Source organism: Gymnodinialimonas ceratoperidinii, from assembly GCF_019297855.1.
Classification (GTDB): Bacteria; Pseudomonadota; Alphaproteobacteria; order Rhodobacterales; family Rhodobacteraceae; genus Gymnodinialimonas; species Gymnodinialimonas ceratoperidinii.
The window spans coordinates 2,299,198-2,320,390 of the sequence record NZ_CP079194.1 but is presented as its reverse complement, the minus strand read 5'-3'; the positions used below and the strand labels follow the sequence as shown (position 1 = coordinate 2,320,390).

20 protein-coding genes and 4 tRNA genes are annotated in these 21,193 nt (G+C 63.1%); 18 read left to right on the top strand and 6 right to left on the bottom strand.

All coding sequences use genetic code 11. From position 1 onward, the window contains the following. The first annotated feature begins 250 nt into the window (after positions 1 to 250). Positions 251 to 2,653, top strand: coding sequence for an endopeptidase La (lon, locus tag KYE46_RS11305; RefSeq protein ID WP_219000720.1), 2,403 nt, complete (start codon positions 251 to 253; stop codon positions 2,651 to 2,653). A 130-nt stretch (positions 2,654 to 2,783) separates the two neighbouring features. Here the strand turns inward: lon and KYE46_RS11300 are convergent, their stop codons facing one another. Further along, entirely contained in the window at positions 2,784 to 2,963 is a 180-nt protein-coding gene (locus KYE46_RS11300; RefSeq protein ID WP_219000719.1) for a hypothetical protein, read from the bottom strand. Between the two features lie 345 nt (positions 2,964 to 3,308). Here KYE46_RS11300 and KYE46_RS11295 point away from each other — a divergent pair, with 345 nt between their 5' ends. The 11 genes from KYE46_RS11295 to KYE46_RS11245 all read left to right on the top strand — a co-directional run bounded on the left by KYE46_RS11295 (position 3,309) and on the right by KYE46_RS11245 (position 9,549). Then, on the top strand, positions 3,309 to 4,046 hold the full coding sequence (locus tag KYE46_RS11295; RefSeq protein ID WP_247716820.1) for a polysaccharide deacetylase family protein: 738 nt from the start codon (positions 3,309 to 3,311) through the stop codon (positions 4,044 to 4,046). Between the two features lie 135 nt (positions 4,047 to 4,181). After that, a complete protein-coding gene (locus tag KYE46_RS11290; RefSeq protein ID WP_219000717.1) occupies positions 4,182 to 4,679 on the top strand; it encodes an HU family DNA-binding protein in 498 nt (165 codons plus the stop codon). 15 nt (positions 4,680 to 4,694) lie between these two features. Continuing rightward, a tRNA-Val gene (locus tag KYE46_RS11285) sits at positions 4,695 to 4,769 on the top strand. Positions 4,770 to 4,908: 139 nt separating this feature from the next. Next, complete coding sequence (locus KYE46_RS11280) at positions 4,909 to 5,184, top strand: hypothetical protein (RefSeq protein ID WP_219000716.1); 276 nt, start codon at positions 4,909 to 4,911, stop codon at positions 5,182 to 5,184. Positions 5,185 to 5,523: 339 nt separating this feature from the next. Continuing rightward, positions 5,524 to 6,123: a histidine phosphatase family protein gene (locus KYE46_RS11275; protein ID WP_219000715.1), complete on the top strand. Its 600-nt coding sequence runs from the start codon at positions 5,524 to 5,526 to the stop codon at positions 6,121 to 6,123. Positions 6,124 to 6,174: 51 nt separating this feature from the next. Then, positions 6,175 to 6,250: transfer RNA gene (locus tag KYE46_RS11270), tRNA-Val, on the top strand. Between the two features lie 241 nt (positions 6,251 to 6,491). Next, positions 6,492 to 6,872: a DUF4870 family protein gene (locus KYE46_RS11265; RefSeq protein ID WP_219000714.1), complete on the top strand. Its 381-nt coding sequence runs from the start codon at positions 6,492 to 6,494 to the stop codon at positions 6,870 to 6,872. A gap of 92 nt (positions 6,873 to 6,964) precedes the next feature. Further along, positions 6,965 to 7,900, top strand: a complete 936-nt coding sequence (locus KYE46_RS11260) for a pirin family protein (protein WP_219000713.1) — start codon at positions 6,965 to 6,967, stop codon at positions 7,898 to 7,900. A gap of 204 nt (positions 7,901 to 8,104) precedes the next feature. Further along, the gene (locus KYE46_RS11255; protein WP_283095195.1) at positions 8,105 to 9,079 is read left to right on the top strand and encodes a DMT family transporter; all 975 of its coding nucleotides are present in this window, start codon (positions 8,105 to 8,107) and stop codon (positions 9,077 to 9,079) included. 94 nt (positions 9,080 to 9,173) lie between these two features. Beyond that, positions 9,174 to 9,250, top strand: a tRNA-Asp gene (locus KYE46_RS11250). Positions 9,251 to 9,472: 222 nt separating this feature from the next. After that, positions 9,473 to 9,549: transfer RNA gene (locus KYE46_RS11245), tRNA-Asp, on the top strand. A gap of 138 nt (positions 9,550 to 9,687) precedes the next feature. Here KYE46_RS11245 and mnmA read toward each other — a convergent pair. After that, entirely contained in the window at positions 9,688 to 10,830 is a 1,143-nt protein-coding gene (mnmA, locus tag KYE46_RS11240; RefSeq protein WP_219000712.1) for a tRNA 2-thiouridine(34) synthase MnmA, read from the bottom strand. Positions 10,831 to 10,959: 129 nt separating this feature from the next. On the opposite strand from mnmA, the gene sciP reads away from it, so the two are divergent. From sciP to KYE46_RS17555, 5 genes are all read left to right on the top strand, one after another. Then, complete coding sequence (sciP, locus tag KYE46_RS11235) at positions 10,960 to 11,241, top strand: CtrA inhibitor SciP (protein WP_219000711.1); 282 nt, start codon at positions 10,960 to 10,962, stop codon at positions 11,239 to 11,241. Positions 11,242 to 11,347: 106 nt separating this feature from the next. Further along, positions 11,348 to 12,064, top strand: a complete 717-nt coding sequence (gene ctrA, locus KYE46_RS11230; RefSeq protein ID WP_219000710.1) for a response regulator transcription factor CtrA — start codon at positions 11,348 to 11,350, stop codon at positions 12,062 to 12,064. Positions 12,065 to 12,312: 248 nt separating this feature from the next. Then, positions 12,313 to 14,571 carry an NAD-dependent DNA ligase LigA gene (gene ligA / locus KYE46_RS11225; RefSeq protein WP_219000709.1) on the top strand — a complete coding sequence of 753 codons (2,259 nt, stop codon included), beginning with the start codon at positions 12,313 to 12,315 and terminating at the stop codon, positions 14,569 to 14,571. Continuing rightward, positions 14,564 to 16,666, top strand: coding sequence for an ATP-dependent DNA helicase RecG (gene recG / locus KYE46_RS11220; RefSeq protein ID WP_219000708.1), 2,103 nt, complete (start codon positions 14,564 to 14,566; stop codon positions 16,664 to 16,666). The genes ligA and recG overlap by 8 nt, the downstream gene beginning before the upstream one ends. A gap of 161 nt (positions 16,667 to 16,827) precedes the next feature. Next, positions 16,828 to 16,950: a hypothetical protein gene (locus KYE46_RS17555; RefSeq protein ID WP_283095194.1), complete on the top strand. Its 123-nt coding sequence runs from the start codon at positions 16,828 to 16,830 to the stop codon at positions 16,948 to 16,950. Between the two features lie 211 nt (positions 16,951 to 17,161). Here KYE46_RS17555 and KYE46_RS11215 read toward each other — a convergent pair whose 3' ends face one another. Further along, a complete protein-coding gene (locus tag KYE46_RS11215) occupies positions 17,162 to 17,614 on the bottom strand; it encodes an iron-sulfur cluster assembly scaffold protein (protein ID WP_219000707.1) in 453 nt (150 codons plus the stop codon). A 70-nt stretch (positions 17,615 to 17,684) separates the two neighbouring features. On the opposite strand from KYE46_RS11215, the gene hisI reads away from it, so the two are divergent. Continuing rightward, positions 17,685 to 18,047: a phosphoribosyl-AMP cyclohydrolase gene (gene hisI / locus KYE46_RS11210; RefSeq protein ID WP_219000706.1), complete on the top strand. Its 363-nt coding sequence runs from the start codon at positions 17,685 to 17,687 to the stop codon at positions 18,045 to 18,047. Positions 18,048 to 18,170: 123 nt separating this feature from the next. Here the strand turns inward: hisI and gluQRS are convergent, their stop codons facing one another. The 3 genes from gluQRS to trmFO are packed head-to-tail and all read right to left on the bottom strand — an operon-like array spanning position 18,171 to position 21,019. Next, on the bottom strand, positions 18,171 to 19,010 hold the full coding sequence (gene gluQRS / locus KYE46_RS11205; RefSeq protein WP_219000705.1) for a tRNA glutamyl-Q(34) synthetase GluQRS: 840 nt from the start codon (positions 19,008 to 19,010) through the stop codon (positions 18,171 to 18,173). Further along, the gene (locus KYE46_RS11200; RefSeq protein ID WP_219000704.1) at positions 19,007 to 19,615 is read right to left on the bottom strand and encodes a class I SAM-dependent DNA methyltransferase; all 609 of its coding nucleotides are present in this window, start codon (positions 19,613 to 19,615) and stop codon (positions 19,007 to 19,009) included. The genes gluQRS and KYE46_RS11200 overlap by 4 nt, the downstream gene beginning before the upstream one ends. A 42-nt stretch (positions 19,616 to 19,657) precedes the next feature. Continuing rightward, a complete protein-coding gene (gene trmFO, locus KYE46_RS11195; protein ID WP_219000703.1) occupies positions 19,658 to 21,019 on the bottom strand; it encodes a methylenetetrahydrofolate--tRNA-(uracil(54)-C(5))-methyltransferase (FADH(2)-oxidizing) TrmFO in 1,362 nt (453 codons plus the stop codon). Positions 21,020 to 21,193: the final 174 nt, after the last annotated feature.

Below are 21,193 nucleotides of genomic sequence, written 5' to 3'. Positions count from 1 at the left end.
GAGTTCGCCTCGGGCGCGCTTCGGGTGGCGCCAGCTATCCCCAACATTTGGCGGTTTACCTTAGGCGAACCGCCAAATGTCGGTTGTGTCGTAGGGCCTGCGGGTGCACAATCTTCACCAAATCGCGCGGTGTCATTGCTTGTAATCGCTCCCGCGCACCCCAAGTTAAGAAGTCCTGAAGATGGAGGGGGCCGGGCTGCCGCAGAAGCGGGGCTTTGACCCTCGGCCGAATACCAAGGAAGTAGGCATCATGTCCGAACAATCGATCTATCCCGTCCTTCCCCTGCGCGACATCGTCGTGTTCCCGCATATGGTCGTGCCGCTCTTCGTGGGCCGCGAAAAATCCGTGCGGGCGCTGGAGGAAGTGATGCAGGACGACAAGCAGATCTTGCTGTCGTCGCAGCGCGATCCTGCAGAGGATGACCCAAGCGCAGAAGATATTTTCACCAATGGCGTGCTGGCCAATGTGTTGCAGCTGCTCAAGCTCCCCGATGGCACCGTGAAGGTGCTGGTCGAGGGCCGCCGCCGTGTGACCATCGACGAATTCACCTCGACCGATCCGTTCTTCGAGGCCGCGGCGACCGAGCTGTCGGAATCCACCGGCGATCTCGAAGCGATTGCCGCGCTGACCCGGTCGGTCGCGGAAGAATTCGAGCGCTATGCGAAGGTCAAGAAAAACGTGCCGGAAGAGGCGCTTACCAGTGTTTCCGAGGCCCATGACCCGGCCAAGCTGGCGGATCTCGTCTCGGGCCATCTGGGCATCGAGGTGGAGCAGAAGCAGGAGCTTCTCGAAACCCTCGAAGTCGCGGCGCGGTTGGAGAAGGTCTATGGCCTGATGCAGGGGGAGATGTCTGTCCTGCAGGTCGAGAAGAAGATCAAGACCCGCGTGAAGTCGCAGATGGAGCGGACACAGCGCGAGTATTACCTCAACGAACAGATGAAGGCGATCCAGCGCGAGTTGGGCGATGGTGACGAAGGTGAAGGCGAAGTGGCCGAACTGGCCGAGCGCATCGAGAACACCAAGCTGTCGAAAGAGGCGCGCGAGAAGGCGGATGCCGAGCTGAAGAAGCTCAAGAACATGTCGCCGATGAGCGCCGAAGCCACGGTTGTGCGTAACTACCTCGACTGGATGCTGTCCATCCCGTGGGGCGTGAAGTCGCGCGTGAAGAAGGACCTCGGACGCGCCGAGAAGGTGCTGGATGACGACCATTACGGTCTGGAGAAGGTCAAGGAGCGCATCGTCGAATACCTCGCGGTGCAGCAGCGCTCGAAGAAGCTGAAGGGGCCGATCATGTGCCTCGTCGGCCCTCCGGGCGTGGGTAAGACCTCGCTCGGCAAATCGGTCGCCAAGGCCACGGGACGCGAGTTCATTCGCATCTCGCTCGGCGGTGTCCGCGACGAGTCCGAGATCCGTGGCCACCGTCGGACCTACATCGGCTCCATGCCCGGCAAGATCATCCAGGCGCTGAAGAAGGCGAAGACCTCCAACCCGCTCATCCTGCTCGATGAAATCGACAAGATGGGGCAGGACTTCCGCGGCGACCCGGCCTCGGCCATGCTCGAGGTTCTGGACCCGGAGCAGAACTCCACCTTCGTGGATCACTACCTCGAGGTGGAATACGACCTCTCGAACGTGATGTTCCTGACCACGGCGAACTCCTACAACATGCCGGGCCCGCTTCTGGACCGGATGGAGATCATCCCGCTCGCCGGCTACACCGAGGACGAGAAGGCCGAGATCGCCAACCGCCACCTGATCGCCAAGCAGGTGAAGAACCACGGTCTGAAGGCCAACGAGTTCACGCTCGAGCCCGAAGCCCTGCACGAAATGATCCGCACCTACACCCGCGAAGCGGGGGTGCGGAACCTCGAGCGGGAGATTGGCAAGCTGGCGCGGAAAGCCGTGACCAAGATCGTTCGCAAGGAGGTTGAAGAAGTCGTCGTAACTCCTGCTAATCTCGACGAATTCCTCGGCGTGAAGAAGTATCGCTACGGGCTGGCGGAGGATGCCGACGCCATCGGTGTCGTCACTGGTCTCGCTTATACTTCCGTCGGCGGCGACCTGCTGCACATCGAGGCGCTGAAGCTGCCCGGCAAGGGACGGATGAAAACCACCGGCAAGCTTGGCGACGTGATGAAGGAATCCATCGACGCAGCCGCAAGCTACGTGCGTTCCATCGCCCCCGAGATCGGGGTGAAGCCGCCGAAGTTCGACCGCATGGACATCCACGTCCACGTGCCCGACGGCGCGACGCCCAAGGATGGGCCGAGCGCGGGCCTTGCCATGGTGACCTCCATCGTCTCGGTGCTCACCGGTATTCCGGTGAAACGGGACATCGCGATGACGGGCGAGGTCTCGTTGCGGGGTAATGCGATGCCGATCGGCGGGTTGAAGGAGAAGCTTCTGGCGGCTCTGCGCGGCGGCATCACCACGGTGCTCATTCCGCAGGAGAACGAGAAGGACCTGGCCGACATTCCGGACAACGTGAAAGAGGGGCTGAACATCATCCCCGTCTCCCACGTCTCGGAGGTGCTGAAACACGCGCTTGTCGAAACGCCCGAGCCGATCGAGTGGGATGAGGCGGCAGAAGAAGCCGCAGCAGCCGCCGCCGCGCTTGCGCGCCGGGATGAAGGCACCGCCACGACCCATTGAACCGACGGGTGAGCGGCAGCTCGCAAGGCACTGAAAATAAAAGACCCGCAGTCCCCGAGGGCTGCGGGTCTTCTTGTTTCTTCAGCGTAATGCGGTGGCAGAGGGCGCTCAGGCCACTCCGCGCAGCGGCTTAGTGGTGCAGCGCCAGCAATACGAAGAGGATCGCGAAGATAGGCACGAGGATGCCCTGGCTGGAGGCCGCGGTGTCAACGACAACGACTTCCTCAGGTACGACGGTCACAACGCCGCCAGCGTGGGCAGCAGTGGCAAAAATGGCAACCGCGGCAGCGGCGATCAGAGCTTTTTTCATTATAGTCCCCCAGGGGCTGAGTATCAGATTTGAAGCGGCAGCCTTGCAGAGCCGCGCTCGGATAAGAGTTTGGCAAGAAATTACCTGCCTGTTCAATGCGAAGACGCTACGTAAAGGCTCGTGCAGGAGGTTGGATCGGCAGCCGTGACCCGAAAGCCACGAAATCCGGGGTCAGAGCGGCGTATGTCACAGGTCACTGTGTCATTCCGACAACGCCGACGGGCAGATCGCGCGGCGATTCGGGTGATTCGTTGCGTTGACGCTGCGTAAGCGCCCATGCTCGGGCAACCGTTTGAATTCCAAGGGAAGGCGATCGTGGGACAGGGCGTCGGACGGAGAAAGATCTTGGCAGGGGCCGCTGCAGGGCTGGCCACGCCGTTTCTGTCCGCACCGCTCACCGCCCAGATCACGCCGCGCAGCTTTGCCGGTCGCAACACAATCGACCGGGGCGAGGCGGCAACCATCCTCCACGTGCGCACGGCAGAGCCGGTGCTCGCCATCACCTTCGATGACGGCCCGCACCCCTATCACACGCCACACCTGCTCGACATCTTGGCCGAACGGGGAATCCGCGCGACCTTTTTCGTCATCGGACGCAACGCCGTACGCTACCCTTTGATCTTGCAGCGTATGCTCGCGGAAGGGCACGAGATCGGCAATCACAGCTGGTCACACCCCGATCTGCACGGCCACTCCGATGCCTCCGTGCTGAGCCAGATCGACCGCACCAATCAGGCGGTTGTCGATGCCGTCGGCCGCCCGCCGGTTCTCATGCGGCCGCCCTATGGCAACCTCTACAATCGGCACCGGATGCTGCTGTTCGAGACGCGCGGCATGCCGACCGTTCTATGGTCCGTCGACCCGTTGGACTGGCAGCACCCTGGCTCCGCCGTCGTCACGCAGCGCATCGTCGGGCGCTGTCACCGTGGCGCCGTGATCCTTGCCCACGACATCCACCGCAGCACCGTGCGCGCCATGCCGGCGACGCTTTCGGGCATCGGTGAGCGAGGGTATCGCTTCGTGACAATGTCCGAGCTGATCGGCTGGCCCCGTTGGGACCGCCGCCGCCTGCGTCTGATCTAGGCAACAGACGCATCCCGACCCGCGGGGCAGGCTAGCCCCATCACCCAATTCGCGCTATGGTGTTTCCAGAGCAGAAACAATTTGCGCCGATGTCCCCTTGGGGTGAGCGCAAAGCAAGGTAACGAGGCATATCCCATGGCGACGAAAACAACCCGCAAGCGCAAGTCCACCTCCGCTGGCCCGCGCCGCTCCAGTGCGCTCGGCGCCAGATCCGCTGCCAAGACAAGCGCCCCGGTGAGCGCCGCGAAAGCCGCGCCGCAGGTCGAGACCAAGGCAGACGCACCCGCCGCCGACCCGGTCATCACGCCCGCGGCCGCCCCCGCCGACACGCCTGACACGACGCCCGCCACGGACGACCGCCTCAAGCGCCCCGACCTGATCGAAGCTGTCGCCAAGCGCGTCTCGCTCAAGCGGTCCGAGGCGAAGATGGTCTTCGATGTCGTCCTCGACGAGATCGGCAAAGCGCTCGATGCCTCGGACGAGGTCGTGGTCCCGCCGCTCGGCAAACTGATGGTCAAGAAACGGATGGAAAAGCCCGGTGGCGACATGCTGACGCTGAAGCTGAAACGCGCCGCGGCCGACCCGGCAGCAGGCGACGTCGCCCCCCTTGCAGACACCGATCAAGATAGCTAAAAGCGCGCTCAGGTCGGGTGATTAGCTCAGTGGTAGAGCGCTTCGTTCACATCGAAGATGTCAGGAGTTCAAATCTCTTATCACCCACCACCATTTTCTCATTTAGTAACAATCGCTTAACTTGAGCCTCTCTTCATTTGTATAGGGCTGCAAGAAATATTGCAGGCATCACGGACCACTGAGCCTTCAATGACTGATGTTGTCCCCCCAAATTAAAGGGAGAAACTTGATGAGAAATTTCGGTGCCGCTGAACCTAGACATCAGCGTCGTGTGGCGGCGGTAGCCATCCCTATCGGTTTTTTTGTCGGGTGCGTGTGGAACATGCTGGCGCAGCAACTTAGTTTGTTCGCTGCGGTTAGGGCGTTCACTAGTATTACCTTGTCGCATGGCATCGGTGAAGCGCTAGTCTGGGTGCTCATGTGCTATTTCAACGGGATGGTCACTCTTTTCGTGCTGGTGAAGTTGGGGAGCATGGCTAGTAACCTGTTGGGCACGCAGTTTTGACCTTGTCGATTGCATTGCAATCCTTGAGACAACATAGGCGGATGCTGCGAAGCGCTTGTAATTAGTGCCGGTTGGTACATAGCTCACCAAGACGGATCGGCTAAGCTTTTCATAAGTATCGGTATTATGTGTCGTGCGGAGAATTCAAATCTCTTATCACCCACCAAACTACCTCCTTTGCGGGGTAGGCACCGACCTCACCTTATTCTCGCTTTATAGGCCTCTGCTTCGAGCAATGCGCTGAATGTCGGCATTTTCCACACTTGATCTGCGACGGCGGAGCGGCGATGAAATCGGAGAGAGTCCGACCGTCACTCGGACGCCGAGGAGGACGCTTCGATGCGCGATCTGCCGCCGCTCTACATCCTGCGCCACGGACAGACTGCTTGGAACGTCGAGGGGCGCTTTCAGGGTCGGCTCGACGCCCCGCTGACGACACTCGGCCGCGCGCAGGCGGCACAGCAGGGGCGCATCATCGCGGCGCAGATCCTACCTTCCCCTCCAGAACCCGCTGTGCGGCTCAGCCCCCTCGGCCGTGCGCAAACGACATGGCACCTCGCGGCCGCAGAGGCCAATTTCAATGCCCCTGACGTCGCCGTTGATGAGATGCTGGCCGAGGTTCACATGGGCGCTTGGCAGGGGTGTCTGCGCCAAGACCTGCTGCCCGAGACAGCGACGCCCGCCGATGTGTTCGATGCTTCCGTGAACACCCCCGGCGGTGAAACCTTCGCTGAGCTGCACGCCCGCCTCGACACGTTCCTGCAGAGACTCACCGGCCCCACGATCTGCGTCACCCATGGCATTGCCTCGCTCGTCCTGCGCGGCCTCGCACGCGGCCTCACGCGCGAACAAATGGCGGGGCAGGGGTATGAACAGGGCGTGGTCTACCACCTGCAAGACGGGCAAGAACGCCGATTGCTGCCGCCCGGACAGATTTGAGCCAGATTGCTCTTGCCCGCCTCAAATCCTCGCGCTATCACGCGCTCCGTGGGGTCGTTAGCTCAGTTGGTAGAGCGCTTCGTTTACACCGAAGATGTCGGGAGTTCGAGCCTCTCACGACCCACCATCCTTTCTTTCCCGTGCGAGCCTGTCCCGTTCTGAATGGTCTGTTGGCCCGACCTTGCGGCCCGCTGCGCGGTCCTCTGGGTCGGGAGTTCGAGCCTCTCACGACCCACCATCCTACCTTGGAAAGGCGCTACCGACACGCCATCACCCGCGTCTCCGCTCCAACCGTCGGGGAATCCAGCAGTTGACCCATCACCGGCTCCCTTGCCAGACTTGGCGCGACCTTTCCAAAGGAGCGCGCCATGATGGATCCCGAGACCCCGCAAAAGCCGATCAACGCCCCTGGCCATGGGCAGCCGTTGCAATCGGCGATCATCATCTATGCCCTTTATGGCGGCGGGATCGTCTTTCCCCTCGCTGCGCTGGCCGGATTGATTTTCGCCTATGTGGAGCGTGGCAAGGACCCGGTGCTCGACACCCATCTCAACTTTCAGATCGCGACCTTCTGGTGGGGGCTTCTGGCTATTGTCGTGGGCTTCGTCCTCGCCTTCGTGCTGATCGGCTTCGTGATCTGGGCCTTCTGGTTCCTCTGGCTCATCGTCCGCCTGATCACCGGGTTCCAGCTGGCTCAGGCAAATCAACCGATCTCGGGAACCGAGGCGATGGGATTGAAGGCCGTTTAAGTGCGCTGGCGCACGTTAGCTGCGGAATGTCTGAGGATATGCGCGTCATCCGTTAGGTGCTATCTATGCTGCTCTGATCAAGGAGCACGCTCATGAGCTGGAATCCCATCCTCGATACCCATTATCCGATTGGCACGGATGTGGACGCGATCGAAACCGTCATCGTTCCCCGCACCCGTGACCTCGGTGCCTTCGAGGTCCGCCGCGCGCTGCCGGCGCGGGAGCGTCAGATGCTCGGGCCGTTCATTTTCTTCGACTCGATGGGTCCGGCAGAATTCCTGACGGGGCAGGGGGTCGACATCCGCCCGCACCCGCATATCGGCCTCTCGACGGTGACCTATCTCTTCGAGGGCAAATTCCACCATCGCGACAGCCTCGGCACGGACCAATGGATCGAGCCCGGCGCGGTCAACCTGATGACCGCCGGCCACGGGATCACCCATTCCGAGAGGGTCGACGGCGATATGTTGAAAGCGCCCTACAGGCTCTCGGGGCTGCAGACGTGGATCGCGCTGCCGGAAGACGTCGAGGATGGTGCCCCTGATTTCGCCCATGCCACCAAGGCCGACCTGCCGCTTCTGGAGGCCGAGGGAAAGCAACTCCGCCTGATCCTCGGGGACGCCTATGGAGAGCGCGCGCCGGTCGCGACCCCCTCGCGCATGTTCTACGCCGACGCGCTGTTGGAGGCCGGGGCAACCCTGCCGATGCCCGAGGACCACGAGGATCGCGGGGCGTTTGTGCTCGACGGGTCCGTCTGCGTGGCCGGGCAGGTGTTCGAGAAGGGACAGATGCTGGTCTTCCGCCCCGGAGACCAGATTGCGCTGCAAGCGGGCGAGGCGGGCGCGCGGTTGATGATCCTTGGCGGCGACACGCTGTCTGGGCCGCGCCATATCTGGTGGAACTTCGTGGCATCCTCGAAAGAACGGATCGAGGCCGCGAAGGAAGCATGGCGCGCGGGCGACTGGATGCACGGACGGTTCCAGCTTCCGCCGACAGACAACGCCGAATACATTCCCCTGCCGGGTTGAGCCGCAAAGGACCCGAGCAGCGCCCGGCGAGGCCGTGTCGCACCCATGCTGCCTTTCGGCGCTTTCGATCTTGCTTCGCGTGGTGGCAAAAGGCACCAATTGAGCAGGGCCGCGCCCGTGGCCTTGCTGCTCGCCCGAGAGCCTCCGACATTTGCTCATACTGGTAGTACATTGAAATGATTAACGCATGATGAGTGCGCGCCTGTGACCACTCCGGATAACACACCGCTTCGCGCCATCGTGCTGATCCTCGTCGGCATGGCCAGCATCTCGGTCAACGACATGCTGATCAAGTTCCTTTCCGGCGGCTACCCGCTGCATCAGATGGTCTTCATCCGATCGATCATCGGCATTCTCGCCACCTCGGTCTTCGTCTGGTTCGAGGGCGGCTGGCGGATCCTCAAAACCGACCGCCCCGGCCTGCACCTGATCCGCGCCTGTCTGATCGTTTCGGCCAACATGATCTACTTCGCGGGTCTTTCCGTCATGCCGCTTGGCGTGGCGACGGCGCTGTTTTTCGTGGCCCCGCTCTTCATCACGATCCTTGCGATCCCCGTCCTTGGAGAGAGCGTCGGCCGGCATCGCCTCACCGCGCTTCTGATCGGGTTTGCCGGTGTCGCCGTGATGATGGTCCCCGCCACGGACTGGTCCGACATCCCGCGCGCGGCGATGCTTCTTCCGGTCATCGCGGCCGCCTGTTACGCGGGAATGCAGGTGATGACCCGCAAGCTCGGCGCGAAATCTGCCGCATCTGCCATGGCGATCTACATTCAGGTCGCGTTCATCGTGGTGTCCAGCGTGTCATTCCTCCTCGTCGGAGATGGGCGCTACGCGGAAGGGCTCGAGAGTGAGAGCCTGACCTTCCTTCTCCGCGCCTGGATCTGGCCGGCTCCAGAGGACCTCTGGCTCTTTGCCGTCCTTGGCGCCATGTCCGCGATCATCGGCTACTGCCTCTCGGCGGCCTATCGCCTCGGCAATGCCGCCACGGTCGCTTCCTACGAATACGCTGCCCTGCCGATGGCGATCGCGCTTGGTTGGCTCGTCTTCGGAGAGCGGCCGGGATGGGTCATGCTTCTGGGCACCGCATTAATCGGCGGAGCAGGGCTCTATGTTTTCGCGCGCGAGAGGCGCAAGTCAGGCGTTGGCCCCGCCGCCGAACGCCCCTTGCGCCGGGGCTGATGCGGGAGATCGGCCTCGGGGCAAAAGAAACGCGATTTAGCATGCATCACACGCTTGACCGCACCGCGCCCCGACGCTATCCCCACGCTCACGCGCGGTTGTAGCTCAGTTGGTTAGAGTACCGGCCTGTCACGCCGGGGGTCGCGGGTTCGAGTCCCGTCAACCGCGCCACTTTCTCCCTCTAGAATATCCTACGGCGCTTCGCGCCTTGGTCCGCCTCATCAGGCACAACTCACGCGGCACCTCGTCTGGCGTCAGGCGCGATTTACCGCGCTCAACCAACGCTTGGATCACCACGAGACACCGCCGTTTCGAACGCGAAGCGATTACCCGAAAAACCCTCAGTTTCCCGCTTGACCGCACCGCGCCCCGACGCTATCCCCACGCTCACGCGCGGTTGTAGCTCAGTTGGTTAGAGTACCGGCCTGTCACGCCGGGGGTCGCGGGTTCGAGTCCCGTCAACCGCGCCACTTTCCCCTCCCTCAGGTTTCAAGGCCCATCAGGTCGCGTGGAAACGTGGCGCGTTGCTCGTCATGCACATCAAAAAAACCGACAGCCGCTTGCGCCGCCATCGGTTTCTCAAATTCCTCAAGTAGTCCCGCCGACCGTTAACCGCGGTGGATCCAGCCTCCGCCGAAGATGCGGCCACCCTCGGGCGCGTAGAAAACGCAGGCCTGACCGGGGCTGACGCCTTCTTCGGCCACGATCAACTCCACCTCCGCCTCGGTCGCCGAGATCGGCCGGATAACCGCACCCCGCGGCGGGCGGGTGGAGCGGATCTTGACGTCCAGCTCCCAAGCGTCGCGGCTGTCGAAGGGCTCGTCACCGAGCCAGTTGATCTCGCGCACCGGCACCGTCCGCGTCGAGAGCATCTCTTTCGGGCCGACCACCACCTGACGGGTGTCGGGGTCCAGTTTCACCACGTAAAGCGGGTCTTCGAGACCGCCGATCCCCAGACCACGGCGCTGTCCGATCGTGTAATGGATCACACCCCGGTGCTGTGCCAGAACGCGGCCCTCCAAGTCGACGATATCGCCCGGATCCGCCGCTCCGGGGCGCAGCTTCTCGATCACGGCCGCGTAATTGCCGTTGGGCACGAAGCAGATATCCTGACTGTCGGGCTTGTCCGCCACGCTCAGCCCGTATTTCGCCGCAAGCGCCCGGGTCTCGGCCTTGCTTTCAAGATGACCGAGCGGGAAGCGCAGGAAATCGAGCTGTTCCTGCTTGGTGGAGAACAGGAAATACGACTGATCGCGCGCGGCATCGGCGGCGGAATGCAGCTCCGCCTTCTGCGCCCCCATCTTGCGCTGGATATAGTGTCCGGTCGCCATGCAATCGGCGTCGAGGTCCTTGGCCGTCTCCAGCAGGTCCTTGAACTTCACCCGCTCGTTGCAGCGAATGCAGGGCACCGGCGTCGCGCCGGCAAGGTAGCTGTCGGCGAATTCGTCGATGACCGCGTCCTTGAAGACGTTCTCGTAATCCAGCACGTAATGGGGGAAGCCCATGGTTTCGGCCACCCGCGCCGCGTCCTGAATGTCGCGCCCGGCACAGCAGGCGCCCTTCTTGGCCAGCGCCGCGCCGTGATCGTAGAGCTGCAGGGTGACGCCCACGACGTCATAGCCCTCGTCCGCCAGTTGAGCGGCCACGGCAGACGAATCCACGCCGCCCGACATCGCGACGACAACGCGGGTATCGGCGGGCGCTTTTGCAAATCCTAACGAATTGAGACCGTTGGGGCTGTCGAGTGCCATGAACTGGCTCCTGCGCTTGGGGGTTCGGGGCGGAATATAGGAAAAAGGCAAGGTATCACAAGGCATCCTTACCCGATGTTAAACCTCATCGGCCATCAATCGTGCAGATCAACGAATTTTGAGGCTGAGATGTATATCAGGAAAATTCAGGGGCCGCACGCGGTATCGCTGCCCGATGGCAGCACGATGACCCGCTCGGACCTGCCGTCACCCAAGACCACGCGGTGGGTCGCAAGCCGAAAAGCCGCGGTGGTGCGCGGCGTCGCCCATGGGTTGCTCACCGCGGAAGAGGCGATTCGCACCTATTCGCTCTGCGAAGAGGAATTGGAGAGCTGGACGAATGCCGTCGAGCGACACGGAGAAAAGGCTTTGAAAACAACGGCAATACAGCAATTCCGCGAAAGCGAATAAAACGGAAATTGATCTTTTTGCGAAATCTCTGGGGCGAGGTAACTTGGTGTTAACCATTTGGGCGAAAAATAGGCACATCGGATGAGAGTTACCTGGAGTTAAGCGTATGCGCGTTCTGTTAGTCGAAGACGATCCCACCACGTCGCGAAGCATTGAAATGATGCTCAAACACGCGAACCTCAACGTTTACTCGACCGACCTTGGTGAAGAGGGAATGGATCTCGCGAAGCTCTACGATTACGACATCATCCTTCTCGATCTCAATCTCCCCGATGTTTCCGGCCACGAGGTTCTGCGCCACCTGCGCACCGCACGGGTCGACACGCCAATTCTGATCCTCTCGGGCCTCGATGACCCTGAAAACAAATTGCGCGGCTTTGGATTTGGCGCCGACGATTACCTGACAAAGCCCTTTCACCGGGAAGAACTCGTCGCCCGTATCCACGCCATCATCCGACGCTCCAAAGGGCACGCGCAATCGGTCATCGACACGGGCCGGATTTCCGTCAACCTCGATGCCAAGACGGTGGAGGTGGCCGGCGCACCGGTCCATCTGACCGGCAAGGAATACCAGATGCTGGAGCTTCTCTCGCTGCGCAAGGGGACGACGCTCACCAAGGAGATGTTCCTCAACCATCTCTACGGCGGCATGGATGAGCCCGAGCTGAAGATCATCGACGTCTTCATCTGCAAACTCCGCAAGAAACTGGCCGAGGCAACCGGTGGTGACACTTATATCGAGACGGTTTGGGGACGGGGCTACGTGCTGCGTGACCCGGTCTCGACGGCCGAGTTGGACATGGACATGGCCGCAACCGCCTGAGCGGGGCGCTTGCCTCGCGGCAAGTTGCTGAGGCTGAGCGGTACCAAATGGCCCGACAGGCGCAAGAAGAAGCGACAAGCGGCTCGAATGTTCGGGCCGCTTCTTAATTGGCGGGCGTGATCAAGCTTGAGGCATCGGGAACATCGAGTGGGGCGCAAGGTTCACCTTTGGGGCGCGCCGAAACACTGGACCAATCCCGCGCTGCCTCCTATCACGAAGACCACGCAGTTGCAGCTTTGGGGGCGGGCATGTCTAATCCAACTCAAGAGGCCTCGGCCCGCGCGGCCAAGCTCTCGCCGACCCAGGCAGAAGAGCGTTTGGCGGAACTCGCTGAGATCCTCACGCGCGCCAACACGGCCTACCATGGCGAAGACGCGCCCGATCTCAGCGACGCGGAATACGACGCGCTCAAACGCGAAAACGCCGCGATCGAAGCCGCGTTCCCAGACCTGAAGCGGGCCGACAGCCCCTCCGATCAAGTGGGCGCAGCACCGGCGGAAGGCTTCTCCAAGCTGACCCACAGCCAGCGCATGCTGTCGCTGGCCAATGCCTTCGACGACGCGGATGTGACCGACTTCGTGGCCGGTATCCGTCGTTACCTCAACCTCGACCCCAAGACGCCCCTGGCGTTTACCGCGGAACCCAAGATTGACGGGCTCTCGCTTTCGCTGCGCTACGAGAACGGCACGCTTGTCTCAGCGGCCACCCGCGGTGACGGAGCGGTGGGCGAGAACGTCACGGCCAACGCTCGCACCATCGACGATATTCCGCAGCAGCTTGAAAACGCGCCTGAAATCCTCGAGGTGCGCGGCGAGGTCTATATGAGCCACGCCGATTTCAGCGATCTCAACGCGCGTCAGATCAAGGCCGGCGCCAAGCCTTTTGCCAACCCGCGCAACGCGGCGGCGGGCTCTCTGCGGCAATTGGATCCGGCGATCACCAAGGCGCGGCCCCTCAGGTTTTTCGCCTATGCCTGGGGCGAGCTGAGCGCGCCTCTCGCCGAGACGCAATCCGGCGCGCTGGAGCGATTGCGGGAGCTCGGTTTCCAGATCAACGACCGCACCCGGACCTGCCACAGCAGTGACGAGATGCTGGCGCATTACGCGACGATCGAGGAGGATCGCGCGGGACTGGGCTATGACATCGACGGTGTCGTCTACAAGGTCGATGACCTCGACTATCAGCGGCGCCTCGGGATGCGCTCGACGACACCGCGTTGGGCGATTGCCCACAAGTTCCCGGCGGAGCTGGCGTGGACGACGCTGGAGGCCATCGACATCCAGGTGGGCCGCACGGGGGCGCTCAGCCCAGTGGCGCGGCTGACGCCGGTGACCGTGGGGGGCGTCGTCGTCTCAAACGCGACGCTGCACAACGAAGACTACATCGCCGGCCGCGACGCCAACGGCGCGCCGATCCGGGATGGCAAGGACATCCGCGTGGGCGACCGTGTGCAGGTGTACCGTGCCGGCGACGTGATCCCGAAGGTCGCGGATGTTGATCTGTCAAAACGGCCTGCCGACGCTGAACCCTACGTCTTCCCGACCGATTGCCCGGAGTGTCAGTCCGATGCGATCCGCGAGGAGGGCGACGCCGTGCGCCGTTGCACCGGCGGTCTCATCTGCCCCGCACAGGCCGTTGAGATGTTGAAGCATTTCGTCAGCCGTGCGGCCTTCGACATTGATGGTCTGGGCGCGAAGCAGGTGGAGGCATTCTACCTCGACGGATGGGTGGCTGAGCCGGCCGACATCTTCAAGCTCAAGCAGAATTACGGGCAGGGGCTGCAACAGCTCAAGAACCGCGAGGGATGGGGTGAGAAATCGGCGACCAGCCTGTTCAATGCGATCGACGACAAACGCAAGATCGCGCTGAACCGCCTGATCTTCGCGCTCGGCATCCGCCATGTGGGCGAAGTGGCGGCGAGCGATCTGGCGCGCCATTACATGTCTTGGGAGGCCTTGGCAGAGGCCCTCGACGCTGCCGCGCCTGCCGCCGAGGCGCATCTGCGCGCCGAAGCGGCCGTCGTGGCGGAACGCAAGGCCGCCGCGCAGGCTGGTCGTCGCGCGTCACTCCAGCCCGAGCGGGACAAGGCCTGGGCGGGGACGCATGTCAGGGCCAAGGCGGCGTGGGACGACTTGATCGGCATCGACGGGATCGGCGCGACGGTCGCAGTATCGCTCGTCACCACGTTGCAGCAACCGCGCGAGCGCGCCTCGATCGAGCGGCTCATCGCGGAACTCACCGAAATCGAAGCCCCGAAGGCGCGCGCGACACAAAGCGCCGTGGCCGGGCTGACGATCGTCTTCACCGGCGCGCTCGAGCAGATGACCCGCGCGGAAGCCAAGGCCCGCGCCGAGGCGCTCGGTGCCAAGGTGTCGGGATCGGTTTCGGCCAAGACCGATATCGTCGTGGCGGGGCCGGGAGCCGGGTCGAAAGAGAAGAAGGCGAAGGACCTCGGGATCGAACTTCTGACCGAGGAGCAATGGCTCGACCGGATTGGCGATGGCTGACCATCTGCCAAAGGGCCGGCCTGAAATCCTGTTTCCGCTGTTCGCCGGGTTGGAGACACTCGATGGTGTCGGGCCTAAGACGGCCAAGCATTATGGCGGCATTCAGGTCGCGACACCGCGCGATCTGATCTTCACGCTGCCCGCGGGCGGCCTGGATCGCACCCGCCGCGCCTCGATCCGGGATGTCCCCCTGCCGGGACCCGTCACCGTCGAGGTCACCATCGGCACCCATATGAAACCCAAGGGACGCGGGCCCTACCGGATCGAGGTGGAGGACGCGCAGACCTCGTTTCAATTGGTGTTCTTTCACGCCAAGGGCGATTACCTCGAACGCCAACACCCGCCGGGCGCGCGTCGCGTAGTGTCCGGCAAGGTCGAGCTTTACGACGGCATCGCCCAGATGGCGCATCCCGATCATATGCTCCCGCCCGAGGAGGCCTCCGCCATTCCTGCCTACGAGCCGGTCTACCCGCTGGCACAGGGCCTGACCCAACGTGGCGTTCACAAGGCGGTGCAATCGGCGCTGGCAAAGGTGGAGCATCTTGGCGAATGGATCGACCTCAACACCGTCAAGGACCGCAAATGGCCCGCTTGGGCGGATGCGATTAATGCGGTCCATGCGCCACAAGATGCCAGTGACCTGAGCCGCGTCGCGCTGCCGCGCGAGCGTTTGGCCTATGATGAGCTGTTCGCGCACCAGTTGACGCTGGCACTGGCGCGCAGCACGCGCCGTCGCAAGCCCGGCCTCGTCAGCGCGGGCGATGGTCGTCTGCGCGAGAAGGTGTTGCAGGTGCTGCCCTACACGCCCACCGGGGCGCAGCTTCGGACGATTGCCGATATTGCCGAGGATATGGCCACGCCGCACCGGATGAACCGCTTGCTTCAGGGGGATGTCGGCGCGGGCAAGACGCTCGTGGCCCTGATGGCGCTGCTGGTGGCGGTGGAGGCCGGAGGGCAGGCGGTGATGATGGCCCCGACCTCGATCCTCGCGGGGCAGCATTACCTGAACCTGAAGCCCCTTGCCGACGCGGCCGGCGTGGTCTGCGAGATCTTGAGCGGTGCCGACAAGGGCAAGGAGCGGCGTGCGAAGCTGGAAGCGCTGGCGCGCGGCGATATCCACATCCTTGTCGGCACCCATGCGGTGTTTCAGGATGACGTGTCCTTCAAGAGCCTGCGCCTCGCCGTGGTCGATGAACAGCACCGCTTCGGCGTCCGCGAACGGGTGCGGTTGAGCCAGAAGGGCGAGGCGGCAGATGTGCTTGTCATGACCGCAACGCCGATCCCTCGGACCCTAAGCCTTGCACAATACGGCGACATGGATCTGAGCGTGCTGGACGAAAAGCCGCCCGGACGCACGCCGGTGAAGACGGCCCTCGTCTCGACCGCGCGGATCGGAGAGGTCGTGGACCATTTGCACAAGGCGCTGGACGCGGGGCGGCAGGCCTATTGGGTCTGTCCGCTGGTCGAGGAGTCCGAGGTCTATGACGCGACGGCCGCAGAGGAGCGCTTCAAGATGCTCCGCGCGGCCTTTGGTGAGGGTCGGGTGGCGCTGGTCCACGGGCAGATGAAGCCGGCCGAGAAGGACGCGGTCATGGCGGCGTTCAAGGCGGGCGAGACGCAGGTCTTGGTGGCCACCACGGTGATCGAGGTGGGTGTCGATGTGCCCAATGCGTCGATCATGGTCATCGAGCAGGCCGAGAACTTCGGTCTGGCACAGCTGCACCAGCTGCGCGGCCGAGTGGGGCGTGGCGCTGCGGAATCGACTTGTCTGCTGATGTATCGTGCCCCCTTGGGGGAGACCGCAACACGGCGGTTGCAAGTGATGCGCGAGATGGAGGACGGATTTCGCATCTCGGAAGAGGATCTGGCGATCCGAGGGGCGGGCGACGTGATCGGCACCGCGCAATCCGGCCTGCCGCGGTTTCGGGTGGCAAATCTCGAGGAGCAGGCGGCGCTCATGGCGCTGGCCCAGAAAGATGCCCGCGCCCTGTTGGCGCTCGACCCTGATCTGGAGGGCGCGCGGGGGCAATCGGCCCGTGTTTTGCTGTGGTTGATGGAGCAGGACAAGGCGATCCGCCTCTTGGGTGTGGGCTGAAAAAAAGCACCGTTTCTCCCTCCATCGATGAGAACAAACCACGTTTTGTACGCAAATGTTCTCAAAAAGTTCTTTACAATTTTAACGACCCGTGGGAACAAAGGTGCAACAGAGACGTTAGCCAGTCGAACGCGACGTTAACTCAGGAAGGAAACGCCACCATGATTGCTCAAGCGAAACAGATCGTTGTCCGGTCCCGTGAAACGCTGATGTACGATTTGGCGGGTGTCGTCGCCCTCGCGGGCATGACGATGGGTATGCTTCTGCTGCCGGGTCTTGTCTGACGTCTCGATCGAGTTCTGCCTGCGATCCACGGGTTTGTTCGCGCCTCTTGTCCCGGCGCAAGCGTTTTAGCCTTACCCAGTCCCTTGCCTCGGGACGCCACGGATACGCATGACTACGCCGCCATCCTTGTCCGGGATGCGCGGCGTTTTTTTGTGAGGTGGGCAGATCCTTGCAAGGATCTGTACAATCTTTTGCAAAAGACTGGCTGCGTCAGGCGCAGGCGGCGCGTTCTGCTTCGGCCATGGCTTCGGCCGTGGCTTCCAGCGATAGCATGATGGAGGCGTGGCGATTGCGGTATTCGCGCGCCGGCTCCAGCACCTCGTATCCTTCCCACGGTGACTGCGGGGGCGCGCCGCCGTCTTTCAGCATGGCGCGGAGCGCGTCTCGCGCGGCTTCCACCTCGATCCGGGTGCGTCCGATGACATGTTTGCCCAGCAGCGCTGCAGCGGCCTGACCCAGGGCGCAGGCCTTCACGTCCTGGGCGAAGTTTGAGACCCGGCCATCCTCGAGCGAGAGGCTGACGGTTACGGTGGAGCCGCAAAGTGGCGCGCGCTTCTTGACCTGTGCCTGCGGCGCTTCAAGGGTGCCACGATGCGGGATATCCGCCGCCAACGCGAGAATGCGCTGCGAGTAGAGCTTGATCAGGTCGGTGTCGCTGGCCATGGCTTTGCCTTTCGGGTCCGTCTTGCCTTAAGTAGCGGCGCTTGGACAATTTGCAAAGAGGCCGCTCCGAATGACCCGATTTGACCCCGCAAGCCTGCGTTATGACGCCAATGGCCTGATCCCCTGCATCGCGCAGCAGGAGGGCACTGGCGAGGTGCTGATGATGGCGTGGATGAATGCCGACGCCGTGGTCAAGACGCTGGAGACCGAGCGGGTGACCTATTGGAGCCGGTCCCGTCAGGCCTTCTGGGTCAAGGGCGAAACCAGCGGTCACGTGCAGACGCTGGTGGACCTGCGCATTGATTGTGATCGGGACTGCCTGTTGGCGATCGTGCGGCAGGAGGGAGCCGCCTGTCATACGAACCGGCGGGTGTGTTTTTACACGTCGGTCGTGGACGGGGAAGAAGTCGAACTGATGGCGCCGATGAAGTGACCGGGACGGTTCGGTTCCGTGACGTGAGAGGTGCGGGCGGTGTGCGGTGTGTTGTTGGATCGCGCACTTCACTGGGGGGCCAGCCCCCAGACCCCCGGCCGTATTTGTGAAAAGATGAAGGGGTCAGAGGCCGACCATGTGGCGGATGTCCTGCGGGGAGGCGCCCTCCGCCCGGTAGGTGCGGATGGCGCGGGCGTCGTCGCGTTTGGCGAGGCGTTTTCCGGCGTCGTCACGGATCAGGCGATGGTGATGGTAGATCGGGGGGGTGAGGCTCAGTTTCCACTGTAGGAAACGTTGCAGATAAGTGGCCTCATAAAGGTCCTTACCGCGGGTGACATTGGTGACGTGGCTCTCGGCATCATCGATGACGACCGAGAGGTGGTAACTGGCGGCGAGGTTCGGGCGGGCGAGGATTGGGTCTCCGACGTGGGACATGAGGTATTCTGCCGTGACCTTGTGGGTGCCTTCATGTGCCGGGCCGGTCTCGGTGAAGGTGGGCATCTGCGACGGCGTGCCGATGGCTTTGGACAGGTCGTAGCGCAGGGCGTCGGTGTCGGTACGCTCAGAATAGGCACGATCCCGGCAGGTGCCGGGGTAGATGCGGCCGTCGGGGCCGAATTCCGGCACGCCTTCTTGCGGTGCAGAGGCAGCGGCAGTGATATCGGCGCGTGAGCATCGGCAGGGGTAGACCGCGCCGGTATCGGCGAGGGTCTGAATGGCGTCGCGATAGCTGTCGAAATGGTCCGATTGGCGGCGGAGCCCATCCCAGGAGAGGCCGAGCCACCTGAGATCCTCGTAGATCAATTCCTCCCACTCCGGGCGCGCGCGCGATTGGTCGAGATCGTCGATGCGCAGCAGAAACTGTCCGCCCGCCGCGCGTGCCATGTCATGGGCGAGGATCGCGGAATAGGCATGGCCGAGGTGCAGCGGCCCGGTGGGAGAGGGGGCGAAGCGGGTAATCACGTGCGGCGGAAGACGTAGACCGTGGACATGACGTCGATGCCCGGGAGATGCGGGCCGCGTTCTTCAGAGACCTTTTCGATGCTGTCGGCTTGTGCGTCGAGAGCCGCGGGGAAGGCGGGCGTATCGAGCGCGACATCATTGAGGGAGATCACGAAGTACCCTCCCGTGGGCAAGGCTTGGATCAGGGGCGCGATGACCTCGGCCGGGGCGGCGCCGGGGCCGATGGCGCCGATGGCGGTGATCGCGCGGTAGGCGTTAGGTTCTACCGGGGGCGGTGCATCGGCGGAGGCGCGGGTCAGGTTGCGGTAGATCTTCTTGGCGCGGGCCTTGGCGAGCATGGCCTCGGAAAGATCGATGCCGTCGATGATGGTAAAGCCTTCAGCGTGGAGGGCGGCGCCCGACAAGCCGGTGCCGCAGGCAAAATCAAGGATCGGTGTGTCCTTTGGCAGGTCGGTCGCGGCGAGGGCCGCGGCGCAGCGGGCAGGGGTGGCGTAGGCGTTCTCGGTGAGTTCGTCCTCGTAGGTCTCGGCCCACTTGTCATAATAGTCGCGCACGCCGTCGCCCTTGAGGTCGTAGACCTTGGAGAGGAAGGGTTTGTCTGCCATGGGCGTTGCTCCGTTCCTTGACGCGGGTCGCGCCGTCCGCTGTTATTGCGCGGCTGCGGCCTCCGGCCCGAGCCAATCGGTCCAGGCCGCCTTGGCGCGGTCGGTATAGGCCTTATAGCGGTCTTTGCGGCCCCTGCGTCCACCTTTGAGGCCTTCCACAGGAGGAAAGAGCCCGAAGTTCACATTCATCGGCTGGAAGGTCTTTGCTTCGGCGCCCCCGGTTATGTGGGTCACGAGCGCACCCATTGCGGTCGTGTCGGGGACATCGGCGAGGGACTGGCCGAGGATTTCGGCCGCGGCCATGCGTCCGGCGAGCAGCCCCATTGAAGCGCTTTCGACATAGCCCTCTACGCCGGTGATCTGGCCCGCGAAGCGGATGTGCGGCTTCGAGCGGAGGCGCATCTGGCCGTCGAGCAGGGTGGGCGAGTTGATGAAGGTGTTGCGGTGAATGCCACCGAGCCGCGCGAAGGAGGCGTCCTGCAGGCCGGGGATCATCGTGAAGACCCGTTTCTGCGCGCCGTAGGTCATCTTGGTCTGGAAACCCACGATGTTGTAGAGCGTGCCAAGAGCATTGTCGCGGCGCAGTTGGACCACGGCATGGGCCTTGGTCTGCGGATCATGGGGATTTGTCAGGCCCACCGGCTTCATCGGGCCGTAGCGCAGGGTCTCGCGGCCGCGTTCGGCCATGACCTCGATCGGCAGGCAGCCGTCGAAGTAGCCGGCGGTCTCGCCTTCCTTGAACTGGGTTTTCTCGGCGTCCAGAAGCGCGTCGATGAAGGCCTCGTATTGGTCCTTGGTCAGGGGGCAATTGATGTAGGCCTGCTGTTCTTCCAGCGTCTCGCCCTTGTCGTAGCGCGATTGCCGCCACGCCACGTCCATGTCGATGCTGTCGGCGTAGACGATGGGGGCGATGGCGTCGAAAAAGGCGAGGGCGTCCTGACCGGCTTCCTTGGCGATGGCCTCGGCGAGGGCGCTGCCGGTCAGGGGGCCGGTGGCGATGATCGTGGGGCCGTCCTCGGGCAGGTCGGTGACCTCTCCGGCGGTGATCTCGATATTGGGATGGGCTTGCAGCTTGGCGGTGACGGCTTCGGCGAAGGGATCGCGGTCCACGGCGAGGGCGCCGCCGGCTGGCAGCTTGTGGGCATCGGCGGTGTGCATGATGACCGAGTTCGCGGCGCGCATTTCCCAATGCAGGAGGCCCACGGCGTTCTGCTCGTCATCATCGGAGCGGAAGGAGTTGGAGCAAACCATTTCGGCCAGGTTGCCGGTGCGGTGCGCGAAGGTTTCGACCTTCGGGCGCATCTCGATGATGCGGGTGCGGATGCCGAGGTTGGCGGCTTGCCAGGCGGCTTCGGAGCCGGCCATGCCGCCGCCGATGATGGTGAGCTGTGGGTTCTGTGTCATGGGGGGTGATGTAGGGATTTCTTGTCGAAAGGGAAAGCCTGAAGGCTTTACGACATGCTTGGGACTTGGGGCGGAGGTGAGCCTGCCCCTTGGACGGGGCGCCCGGGTGAGAGGACGTTCGTTTGCTGAGAGGCCGTTTGCGGGCAGGTCTGCCGCAAACAGGCCAGTGCAAGG

What these genes read in the sequence shown, in the direction of transcription:
- lon (WP_219000720.1), top strand. Translation starts at nt 251, where the DNA reads ATGTCCGAACAATCGATCTATCCCGTCCTTCCCCTGCGCGACATCGTC.
- KYE46_RS11300 (WP_219000719.1), bottom strand. Translation starts at nt 2,963, where the DNA reads ATGAAAAAAGCTCTGATCGCCGCTGCCGCGGTTGCCATTTTTGCCACT.
- KYE46_RS11290 (WP_219000717.1), top strand. Translation starts at nt 4,182, where the DNA reads ATGGCGACGAAAACAACCCGCAAGCGCAAGTCCACCTCCGCTGGCCCG.
- KYE46_RS11280 (WP_219000716.1), top strand. Translation starts at nt 4,909, where the DNA reads ATGAGAAATTTCGGTGCCGCTGAACCTAGACATCAGCGTCGTGTGGCG.
- KYE46_RS11275 (WP_219000715.1), top strand. Translation starts at nt 5,524, where the DNA reads ATGCGCGATCTGCCGCCGCTCTACATCCTGCGCCACGGACAGACTGCT.
- KYE46_RS11265 (WP_219000714.1), top strand. Translation starts at nt 6,492, where the DNA reads ATGATGGATCCCGAGACCCCGCAAAAGCCGATCAACGCCCCTGGCCAT.
- KYE46_RS11260 (WP_219000713.1), top strand. Translation starts at nt 6,965, where the DNA reads ATGAGCTGGAATCCCATCCTCGATACCCATTATCCGATTGGCACGGAT.
- mnmA (WP_219000712.1), bottom strand. Translation starts at nt 10,830, where the DNA reads ATGGCACTCGACAGCCCCAACGGTCTCAATTCGTTAGGATTTGCAAAA.
- sciP (WP_219000711.1), top strand. Translation starts at nt 10,960, where the DNA reads ATGTATATCAGGAAAATTCAGGGGCCGCACGCGGTATCGCTGCCCGAT.
- ctrA (WP_219000710.1), top strand. Translation starts at nt 11,348, where the DNA reads ATGCGCGTTCTGTTAGTCGAAGACGATCCCACCACGTCGCGAAGCATT.
- ligA (WP_219000709.1), top strand. Translation starts at nt 12,313, where the DNA reads ATGTCTAATCCAACTCAAGAGGCCTCGGCCCGCGCGGCCAAGCTCTCG.
- recG (WP_219000708.1), top strand. Translation starts at nt 14,564, where the DNA reads ATGGCTGACCATCTGCCAAAGGGCCGGCCTGAAATCCTGTTTCCGCTG.
- KYE46_RS17555 (WP_283095194.1), top strand. Translation starts at nt 16,828, where the DNA reads ATGATTGCTCAAGCGAAACAGATCGTTGTCCGGTCCCGTGAAACGCTG.
- KYE46_RS11215 (WP_219000707.1), bottom strand. Translation starts at nt 17,614, where the DNA reads ATGGCCAGCGACACCGACCTGATCAAGCTCTACTCGCAGCGCATTCTC.
- hisI (WP_219000706.1), top strand. Translation starts at nt 17,685, where the DNA reads ATGACCCGATTTGACCCCGCAAGCCTGCGTTATGACGCCAATGGCCTG.
- KYE46_RS11200 (WP_219000704.1), bottom strand. Translation starts at nt 19,615, where the DNA reads ATGGCAGACAAACCCTTCCTCTCCAAGGTCTACGACCTCAAGGGCGAC.
- trmFO (WP_219000703.1), bottom strand. Translation starts at nt 21,019, where the DNA reads ATGACACAGAACCCACAGCTCACCATCATCGGCGGCGGCATGGCCGGC.